The organism is Shigella sp. FC1661 (genome assembly GCF_001712525.1).
GTDB lineage: Bacteria > Pseudomonadota > Gammaproteobacteria > Enterobacterales > Enterobacteriaceae > Escherichia > Escherichia coli.
On record NZ_MDGW01000070.1, the window covers coordinates 1 to 9,230 of the forward strand.

The following is a 9,230-nucleotide window of genomic DNA, read 5'->3' on the forward strand; positions in this document are numbered from 1 at the left end:
GTGCGTACCGGGCTGAGAGGCGGTGTAAGTGAACTGTAGTTGCCATGTTTTACGGCAATGAGAGCAGAGATAGCGCTGATGTCCGGCAGTGCTTTTGCCGTTACGCACCACGCCTTCAGTAGCGGAGCAGGAAGGACATCTGATGGAAATGGAAGCCACGCAAGCACCTTAAAATCACCATCATACACTAAATCAGTAAGTTGGCAGCATTACCGTACCTGCAAGTCTTTGGCTAAAGGCCAGCTATTCAGCATCGTTAATTATCCGCAGTTGTGATAAGCGCAGTGTATTTCGCAAAACATTGCCATTCCCTGCTCTGGCGCAATATTCATTCTTATTTTCGCGTTGATTCACGAACTGTTAATTACATATTCACGGTGGCAAAAAATATAAAACCACATTTTTAGTGGTAGTTTGTGGCGGTGAATTTTTCCAGACAAATACAAAAACTGGAGTTGCCATGATGAGCGAAAGTAATAAGCAACAGGCAGTGAATAAGTTGACAGAGATTGTCGCTAACTTTACCGCCATGATTTCTACCCGAATGCCTGATGACGTGGTGGATAAACTAAAACAGCTAAAGGATGCCGAAACGTCGTCGATGGGGAAAATTATCTACCATACGATGTTCGACAACATGCAAAAAGCGATTGACCTGAATCGTCCTGCCTGTCAGGACACCGGGGAGATTATGTTCTTCGTTAAAGTCGGTTCCCGCTTCCCACTGCTTGGCGAGCTGCAAAGCATACTCAAACAAGCCGTGGAAGAGGCAACCGTCAAAGCGCCACTACGTCACAATGCGGTAGAAATTTTTGACGAAGTAAACACCGGCAAAAATACCGGTAGCGGCGTACCGTGGGTCACCTGGGACATCATCCCCGACAATGACGATGCGGAAATCGAAGTTTACATGGCAGGTGGCGGCTGCACGCTACCTGGCCGCTCGAAAGTGTTAATGCCGTCAGAAGGCTACGAAGGCGTGGTGAAATTCGTCTTCGAAAATATCTCCACCCTCGCCGTAAACGCCTGTCCACCGGTACTGGTGGGCGTGGGCATCGCCACCTCGGTGGAAACCGCCGCCGTACTCTCGCGTAAAGCCATTTTGCGCCCGATTGGCAGCCGCCATCCCAATCCAAAAGCGGCAGAACTGGAGCTACGCCAGGAAGAAGGACTCAACCGTCTGGGGATTGGTCCACAAGGGCTGACTGGCAACAGTTCAGTGATGGGCGTACATATCGAATCTGCCGCCCGCCATCCGTCAACCATCGGCGTTGCTGTCTCTACCGGCTGCTGGGCGCATCGTCGCGGCACACTGCTGGTTCATGCCGATCTCACCTTTGAAAATCTGTCTCACACCCGGAGCGCGTTATGAAAAAGATCCTGACAACCCCGATCAAAGCTGAAGATCTGCAAGATATTCGCGTCGGCGATGTGATCTACCTGACCGGTACGCTGGTGACCTGCCGTGACGTTTGTCACCGCCGCTTGATCGAACTGAAACGTCCGCTCCCTTACGATCTCAACGGCAAAGCGATTTTCCACGCTGGCCCCATCGTGCGCAAAAACGGCGATAAATGGGAGATGGTTTCCGTTGGCCCGACAACCAGTATGCGTATGGAAAGTTTTGAACGTGAATTTATCGAGCAGACCGGCGTGAGGCGGAATGGGGCCGCTGACCGAAGAAGGCTGCCAGAAATTCAAGGCGCTACATGTGATTTTCCCGGCAGGCTGCGCGGTGCTGGCGGCAACCCAGGTGGAAGAGATTGAAGAAGTGCACTGGACAGAGCTCGGAATGCCGGAGTCGCTGTGGGTCTGCCGGGTCAAAGAGTTCGGCCCGCTGATTGTCTCTATTGATACCCACGGCAACAATCTGATAGCCGAAAACAAAAAGCTGTTCGCCGAACGCCGCGATCCCATCGTGGAAGAGATCTGCGAGCACGTCCATTACATCAAATAACCCTCCCGGAGAGGCTCGTCCCCTCTCCTTTTTCGCAGGCATAACACGATGAAACCTTCCACTGAATGGTGGCGATACCTTGCGCCGCTGGCGGTCATCGCCATTATTGCTCTAATTCCGGTTCCCGCAGGGCTGGAGAGTCATACCTGGCTCTACTTTGCCGTTTTTACTGGCGTGATCGTTGGACTGATCCTCGAACCCGTGCCGGGTGCCGTGGTGGCGATGGTGGGTATCTCCATCATCGCCATACTCTCTCCCTGGCTGCTGTTCAGCCCCGAACAGCTCGCCCAGCCAGGCTTTAAGTTCACCGCCAAATCCCTCTCCTGGGCAGTTTCTGGTTTTTCTAATTCGGTTATCTGGCTCATTTTCGCCGCCTTTATGTTTGGCACAGGCTATGAAAAAACCGGGCTTGGACGCCGCATTGCGCTGATTCTGGTGAAAAAGATGGGACATCGCACGCTGTTTCTCGGCTATGCGGTGATGTTCTCCGAGCTGATCCTCGCACCTGTAACACCGTCCAACTCGGCGCGTGGTGCGGGGATTATCTATCCCATCATCCGTAACCTGCCACCGCTCTATCAATCACAACCAAACGACAGCAGTTCGCGCAGCATTGGCTCGTACATCATGTGGATGGGGATTGTTGCCGACTGCGTGACCAGCGCCATTTTCTTGACGGCGATGGCACCAAACTTGCTGTTAATTGGACTGATGAAAAGCGCATCTCACGCCACGCTGAGTTGGGGCGACTGGTTCCTCGGGATGTTGCCGCTCAGTATTTTGCTGGTGCTGCTGGTTCCCTGGCTGGCTTATGTGCTGTACCCGCCGGTACTGAAGTCTGGCGATCAGGTGCCGCGCTGGGCAGAGACGGAACTGCAGGCAATGGGCCCGCTCTGTTCGCGTGAAAAACGGATGCTGGGGCTGATGGTAGGCGCGCTGGTGCTGTGGATTTTCGGCGGTGATTATATCGATGCCGCGATGGTCGGTTACAGCGTGGTGGCACTGATGCTGCTTCTGCGCATTATCAGTTGGGACGACATTGTCAGTAATAAAGCGGCGTGGAACGTTTTCTTCTGGCTGGCCTCGCTTATCACCCTCGCTACCGGACTCAACAACACTGGTTTTATTAGCTGGTTTGGCAAACTGTTAGCAGGCAGCTTAAGCGGTTATTCGCCAACGATGGTGATGGTGGCGTTGATTGTGGTGTTTTATCTGCTGCGCTACTTTTTCGCCAGCGCCACGGCGTATACCTCCGCCCTCGCACCGATGATGATTGCCGCTGCGCTGGCGATGCCGGAAATCCCGCTGCCGGTGTTCTGCCTGATGGTTGGCGCGGCAATTGGTCTGGGGAGCATTCTTACACCATACGCCACCGGACCCAGTCCGATTTACTACGGTAGTGGTTATCTGCCAACGGCGGATTACTGGCGACTGGGGGCGATTTTTGGGCTGATATTCCTCGTGTTGCTGGTGATTACCGGCTTACTGTGGATGCCCGTGGTGTTGCTTTAGGTGAGGACGTGCCGGAAATTGCTCTCCGGCACCCAATAGTTTTACGCAGCCGGTAACTCCGCCAGCGGCCAGCGCGGACGCACGCTAACGCCGAGATCCGCCGTCGCGCCTGCTTTAAACCGCACCATTCCGGCATAGGCGATCATCGCGCCGTTATCAGTACAAAACTCCGGACGCGCGTAGAACACTTCGCCGCGGCGTTTTTTCATCATTTCCGCCAGCTTCGCCCGTAACGTGCGGTTAGCACTCACGCCGCCCGCCATGACCAGTCGCTTAAAGCCCGTCTGATCCAACGCTCGCTTACACTTAATCATCAACGTATCGACCACCGCATCTTCAAAGGCGCGGGCGATATCAGCACGCGTCTGGTCGTCGGTGCCGTTGTCACGAATCGTGTTCGCCGCAAAGGTTTTCAGACCAGAAAAGCTGAAATCCAGCCCCGGACGGTCGGTCATCGGACGCGGGAAAACAAAGCGCCCGGCAGTACCCTGAGCCGCCATTTTCGACAGTAACGGTCCGCCAGGATAATCCAGCCCCAGCAGCTTCGCGGTTTTATCAAACGCTTCACCGGCGGCATCATCGATAGACTCGCCGAGCAGCTCGTACTGACCAATGCCAGTCACGCTGATTAACTGCGTATGACCGCCGGACACCAGCAGCGCGACAAACGGAAATTCCGGCGGGTTATCTTCCAGCATCGGCGCTAACAGATGCCCTTCCATATGGTGTACCGGGATTGCCGGAACGTTCCAGGCAAACGCCAGAGAACGCCCCACGGTTGCGCCAACCAGCAGTGCGCCGACTAATCCAGGGCCTGCGGTATAGGCCACAGCATCAATGTCTTTTGCCGTTAAGCCAGACTCCTTTAGCGCCGCCTGGATCAACGGTACGGTTTTGCGCACGTGATCGCGGGAGGCCAGTTCAGGCACGACGCCGCCGTAGTCAGCGTGCAATTTCACCTGACTACACAATTGGTTGGCTAACAAACCTTTTTCATCGTCGTAAATGGCGATGCCGGTTTCATCGCAGGAAGTTTCAATACCCAGTACACGCATGACTTGTTTTACCTCGCTTTATTACCGCGCAGTGTAGGACCAATGCGGGTTGATGTAAAACTTTGTTCGCCCCTGGAGAAAGCCTCGTGTATACTCCTCACCCTTATAAAAGTCCCTTTCAAAAAGGCCGCGGTGCTTTACAAAGCAGCAGCAATTGCAGTAAAATTCCGCACCATTTTGAAATAAGCTGGCGTTGATGCCAGCGGCAAACCGAATTAATCAAAGGTGAGAGGCACATGCCGGTAATTAAAGTACGTGAAAACGAGCCGTTCGACGTAGCTCTGCGTCGCTTCAAGCGTTCCTGCGAAAAAGCAGGTGTTCTGGCGGAAGTTCGTCGTCGTGAGTTCTATGAAAAACCGACTACCGAACGTAAGCGCGCTAAAGCTTCTGCAGTGAAACGTCACGCGAAGAAACTGGCTCGCGAAAACGCACGCCGCACTCGTCTGTACTAATTCCCCGAGAGCGTTGCTCTCCGATCAGACCGAGTTGTAGTTGTAAGGCCGTGCTTCCGAAAGGAATGCGCGGCTTATTTTCGTTTATGAATTGCTAAAAATCGGGGCCTATGGCTGGACGAATCCCACGCGTATTCATTAATGATCTGCTGGCACGCACTGACATCGTCGATCTGATCGATACCCGTGTGAAGCTGAAAAAGCAGGGCAAGAATTTCCACGCGTGTTGTCCATTCCACAACGAGAAAACCCCGTCATTCACCGTTAACGGTGAGAAACAGTTTTACCACTGCTTTGGATGTGGCGCGCACGGCAACGCGATCGACTTCCTGATGAACTACGACAAGCTTGAGTTCGTCGAAACGGTCGAAGAGCTGGCAGCAATGCACAATCTTGAAGTGCCATTTGAAGCAGGCAGCGGCCCCAGCCAGATCGAGCGCCATCAGAGGCAAACGCTTTATCAGTTGATGGACGGTCTGAATACGTTTTACCAACAATCTTTACAACAACCTGTTGCCACGTCTGCGCGCCAGTATCTGGAAAAACGCGGATTAAGCCACGAGGTTATCGCTCGCTTTGCGATTGGTTTTGCGCCCCCCGGCTGGGACAACGTCCTGAAGCGGTTTGGCGGCAATCCAGAAAATCGCCAGTCATTGATTGATGCGGGGATGTTGGTCACTAACGATCAGGGACGCAGTTACGATCGTTTCCGCGAGCGGGTGATGTTCCCCATTCGCGATAAACGCGGTCGGGTGATTGGTTTTGGCGGGCGCGTGCTGGGCGACGATACCCCCAAATACCTGAACTCGCCGGAAACAGACATTTTCCATAAAGGCCGCCAGCTTTACGGTCTTTATGAAGCGCAGCAGGATAACGCTGAACCCAATCGTCTGCTTGTGGTCGAAGGCTATATGGACGTGGTGGCGCTGGCGCAATACGGCATTAATTACGCCGTTGCGTCGTTAGGTACGTCAACCACCGCCGATCACATACAACTGTTGTTCCGCGCGACCAACAATGTCATTTGCTGTTATGACGGCGACCGTGCAGGCCGTGATGCCGCATGGCGAGCGCTGGAAACGGCGCTGCCTTACATGACAGACGGCCGTCAGCTACGCTTTATGTTTTTGCCGGATGGCGAAGACCCTGACACGCTGGTACGAAAAGAAGGTAAAGAAGCGTTTGAAGCGCGGATGGAGCAGGCGATGCCACTCTCCGCATTTCTGTTTAACAGCCTGATGCCGCAAGTTGATCTGAGTACCCCTGACGGGCGCGCACGTTTGAGTACGCTGGCACTGCCATTGATATCGCAAGTGCCGGGCGAAACGCTGCGAATATATCTTCGTCAGGAATTAGGCAACAAATTAGGCATACTTGATGACAGCCAGCTTGAACGATTAATGCCAAAAGCGGCAGAGAGCGGCGTTTCTCGCCCTGTTCCGCAGCTAAAACGCACGACCATGCGTATACTTATAGGGTTGCTGGTGCAAAATCCAGAATTAGCGACGTTGGTCCCGCCGCTTGAGAATCTGGATGAAAATAAGCTCCCTGGACTTGGCTTATTCAGAGAACTGGTCAACACTTGTCTCTCCCAGCCAGGTCTGACCACCGGGCAACTTTTAGAGCACTATCGTGGTACAAATAATGCTGCCACCCTTGAAAAACTGTCGATGTGGGACGATATAGCAGATAAGAATATTGCTGAGCAAACCTTCACCGACTCACTCAACCATATGTTTGATTCGCTGCTTGAACTGCGCCAGGAAGAGTTAATCGCTCGTGAGCGCACGCATGGTTTAAGCAACGAAGAACGCCTGGAGCTCTGGACATTAAACCAGGAGCTGGCGAAAAAGTGATTTAACGGCTTAAGTGCCGAAGAGCGATCGGGAAGCCCCCGACAGCCGCACTGAGAGGCAGCGGCAAATATATAAGTACGCCCTCGTAATTATCGTTGGCGGTAAACAACCGTTGGATTTCAGCGTTAACGGCTGAAGGACATCGGGTCAATCGCCCAACACCAACCTCATGAAATAAGTGTGGATACCGTCTTATGGAGCAAAACCCGCAGTCACAGCTGAAACTTCTTGTCACCCGTGGTAAGGAGCAAGGCTATCTGACCTATGCCGAGGTCAATGACCATCTGCCGGAAGATATCGTCGATTCAGATCAGATCGAAGACATCATCCAAATGATCAACGACATGGGCATTCAGGTGATGGAAGAAGCACCGGATGCCGATGATCTGATGCTGGCTGAAAACACCGCGGACGAAGATGCTGCCGAAGCCGCCGCGCAGGTGCTTTCCAGCGTGGAATCTGAAATCGGGCGCACGACTGACCCGGTACGCATGTACATGCGTGAAATGGGCACCGTTGAACTGTTGACCCGCGAAGGCGAAATTGACATCGCTAAGCGTATTGAAGACGGGATCAACCAGGTTCAATGCTCCGTTGCTGAATATCCGGAAGCGATCACCTATCTGCTGGAACAGTACGATCGTGTTGAAGCAGAAGAAGCGCGTCTGTCCGATCTGATCACCGGCTTTGTTGACCCGAACGCAGAAGAAGATCTGGCACCTACCGCCACTCACGTCGGTTCTGAGCTTTCCCAGGAAGATCTGGACGATGACGAAGATGAAGAAGATGGCGATGACGACAGCACCGATGATGACAACAGCATCGACCCGGAACTGGCTCGCGAAAAATTTGCGGAACTACGCGCTCAGTACGTTGTAACGCGTGACACCATCAAAGCGAAAGGTCGCAGTCACGCTGCCGCTCAGGAAGAGATCCTGAAACTGTCTGAAGTATTCAAACAGTTCCGCCTGGTGCCGAAGCAGTTTGACTACCTGGTCAACAGCATGCGCGTCATGATGGACCGCGTTCGTACGCAAGAACGTCTGATCATGAAGCTCTGCGTTGAGCAGTGCAAAATGCCGAAGAAAAACTTCATTACCCTGTTTACCGGCAACGAAACCAGCGATACCTGGTTCAACGCGGCAATTGCGATGAACAAGCCGTGGTCGGAAAAACTGCACGATGTCTCTGAAGAAGTGCATCGCGCCCTGCAGAAACTGCAGCAGATTGAAGAAGAAACCGGCCTGACCATCGAGCAGGTTAAAGATATCAACCGTCGTATGTCCATCGGTGAAGCGAAAGCCCGCCGTGCGAAGAAAGAGATGGTTGAAGCGAACTTACGTCTGGTTATTTCTATCGCCAAGAAATACACCAACCGTGGCTTGCAGTTCCTTGACCTGATTCAGGAAGGCAACATCGGTCTGATGAAAGCGGTTGATAAATTCGAATACCGCCGTGGTTACAAGTTCTCCACCTACGCAACCTGGTGGATCCGTCAGGCGATCACCCGTTCTATCGCGGATCAGGCGCGCACCATCCGTATTCCGGTGCATATGATTGAGACTATCAACAAACTCAACCGTATTTCTCGCCAGATGCTGCAAGAGATGGGCCGTGAACCGACGCCGGAAGAACTGGCTGAACGTATGCTGATGCCGGAAGACAAGATCCGCAAAGTGCTGAAGATCGCCAAAGAGCCAATCTCCATGGAAACGCCGATCGGTGATGATGAAGATTCGCATCTGGGGGATTTCATCGAGGATACCACCCTCGAGCTGCCGCTGGATTCTGCGACCACCGAAAGCCTGCGTGCGGCAACGCACGACGTGCTGGCTGGCCTGACCGCGCGTGAAGCGAAAGTTCTGCGTATGCGTTTCGGTATCGATATGAACACCGACCACACGCTGGAAGAAGTGGGTAAACAGTTCGACGTTACCCGCGAACGTATCCGTCAGATCGAAGCGAAGGCGCTGCGCAAACTGCGTCACCCGAGCCGTTCTGAAGTGTTGCGTAGCTTCCTGGACGATTAATCGGTAGGCCGGATCAGGCGTTACGCCGCACCCGGCACTAGTCCCTCTGCACAAACGCCACCTTTTCGGTGTAATGCCAGTCAGTTAAGCAACTGACTGGCTCTTTTTCGGGGCTGTGGGGTATTTCCAGGGCCTCTCCTTTACCACTCTCGGAAGGCCCTTCCCCTTCTCGTCGGTAATTTCACAAGTTGTCCCATACTTGCAAGATCGCGCATCAGCTCCGGTATACGTCCCGGTGAAGCGCCCTGCAATGTCATCAGCATTCTCATCACCATTCCGCATGATTCTGAGAAACTCAGTTGATTCGGCCAGTAACCTTTCAGATGTTCCGCCATTTTAATCATCTGATATCTCACCAGATTATAAGC

The 9,230-nt window shown here is 53.3% G+C and carries 7 protein-coding genes and 2 pseudogenes; 6 read left to right on the forward strand and 3 right to left on the reverse strand.

Going from position 1 to position 9,230, the window contains the following annotated elements; all coding sequences use genetic code 11:
• Positions 1 to 159, reverse strand: a 159-nt coding sequence (locus BFF42_RS05325; RefSeq protein WP_032277379.1) for an IS1 family transposase, incomplete at its 3' end; no start/stop codon positions are given.
• A gap of 301 nt (positions 160 to 460) precedes the next feature.
• Between BFF42_RS05325 and ttdA the strand changes: the two genes are divergently transcribed.
• The 3 genes and pseudogenes from ttdA (at position 461) to ttdT (ending at position 3,469) form a co-directional block, all read left to right on the forward strand.
• Positions 461 to 1,372: a L(+)-tartrate dehydratase subunit alpha gene (ttdA, locus tag BFF42_RS05330; protein ID WP_000986800.1), complete on the forward strand. Its 912-nt coding sequence runs from the start codon at positions 461 to 463 to the stop codon at positions 1,370 to 1,372.
• Positions 1,369 to 1,957 (forward strand): annotated as a pseudogene (ttdB, locus tag BFF42_RS05335) (L(+)-tartrate dehydratase subunit beta). Before ttdA ends, ttdB begins: the two are co-directional and overlap by 4 nt.
• 48 nt (positions 1,958 to 2,005) lie before the next feature.
• Positions 2,006 to 3,469, forward strand: a complete 1,464-nt coding sequence (gene ttdT / locus BFF42_RS05340) for an L-tartrate/succinate antiporter (RefSeq protein ID WP_000804928.1) — start codon at positions 2,006 to 2,008, stop codon at positions 3,467 to 3,469.
• A gap of 41 nt (positions 3,470 to 3,510) precedes the next feature.
• Here the strand turns inward: ttdT and tsaD are convergent, their stop codons facing one another.
• On the reverse strand, positions 3,511 to 4,524 hold the full coding sequence (tsaD, locus tag BFF42_RS05345; protein ID WP_146759029.1) for a tRNA (adenosine(37)-N6)-threonylcarbamoyltransferase complex transferase subunit TsaD: 1,014 nt from the start codon (positions 4,522 to 4,524) through the stop codon (positions 3,511 to 3,513).
• Between the two features lie 236 nt (positions 4,525 to 4,760).
• Here tsaD and rpsU point away from each other — a divergent pair, with 236 nt between their 5' ends.
• The 3 genes from rpsU (at position 4,761) to rpoD (ending at position 8,862) form a co-directional block, all read left to right on the forward strand.
• Positions 4,761 to 4,976 (forward strand): 30S ribosomal protein S21, encoded by a 216-nt coding sequence (gene rpsU, locus BFF42_RS05350; protein ID WP_001144069.1) that lies wholly within the window; start codon positions 4,761 to 4,763, stop codon positions 4,974 to 4,976.
• A 110-nt stretch (positions 4,977 to 5,086) separates the two neighbouring features.
• Positions 5,087 to 6,832, forward strand: coding sequence for a DNA primase (gene dnaG, locus BFF42_RS05355; protein WP_039059588.1), 1,746 nt, complete (start codon positions 5,087 to 5,089; stop codon positions 6,830 to 6,832).
• A gap of 194 nt (positions 6,833 to 7,026) precedes the next feature.
• A complete protein-coding gene (gene rpoD, locus BFF42_RS05360; RefSeq protein WP_039060371.1) occupies positions 7,027 to 8,862 on the forward strand; it encodes an RNA polymerase sigma factor RpoD in 1,836 nt (611 codons plus the stop codon).
• An 84-nt stretch (positions 8,863 to 8,946) separates the two neighbouring features.
• On the opposite strand, the pseudogene BFF42_RS05365 reads toward rpoD, so the two are convergent.
• Positions 8,947 to 9,230, reverse strand: a pseudogene (locus BFF42_RS05365) (IS4 family transposase); the annotation flags it as partial.

What these genes read in the sequence shown, in the direction of transcription:
- ttdA (WP_000986800.1), top strand. Translation starts at nt 461, where the DNA reads ATGATGAGCGAAAGTAATAAGCAACAGGCAGTGAATAAGTTGACAGAG.
- ttdT (WP_000804928.1), top strand. Translation starts at nt 2,006, where the DNA reads ATGAAACCTTCCACTGAATGGTGGCGATACCTTGCGCCGCTGGCGGTC.
- tsaD (WP_146759029.1), bottom strand. Translation starts at nt 4,524, where the DNA reads ATGCGTGTACTGGGTATTGAAACTTCCTGCGATGAAACCGGCATCGCC.
- rpsU (WP_001144069.1), top strand. Translation starts at nt 4,761, where the DNA reads ATGCCGGTAATTAAAGTACGTGAAAACGAGCCGTTCGACGTAGCTCTG.
- dnaG (WP_039059588.1), top strand. Translation starts at nt 5,087, where the DNA reads ATGGCTGGACGAATCCCACGCGTATTCATTAATGATCTGCTGGCACGC.
- rpoD (WP_039060371.1), top strand. Translation starts at nt 7,027, where the DNA reads ATGGAGCAAAACCCGCAGTCACAGCTGAAACTTCTTGTCACCCGTGGT.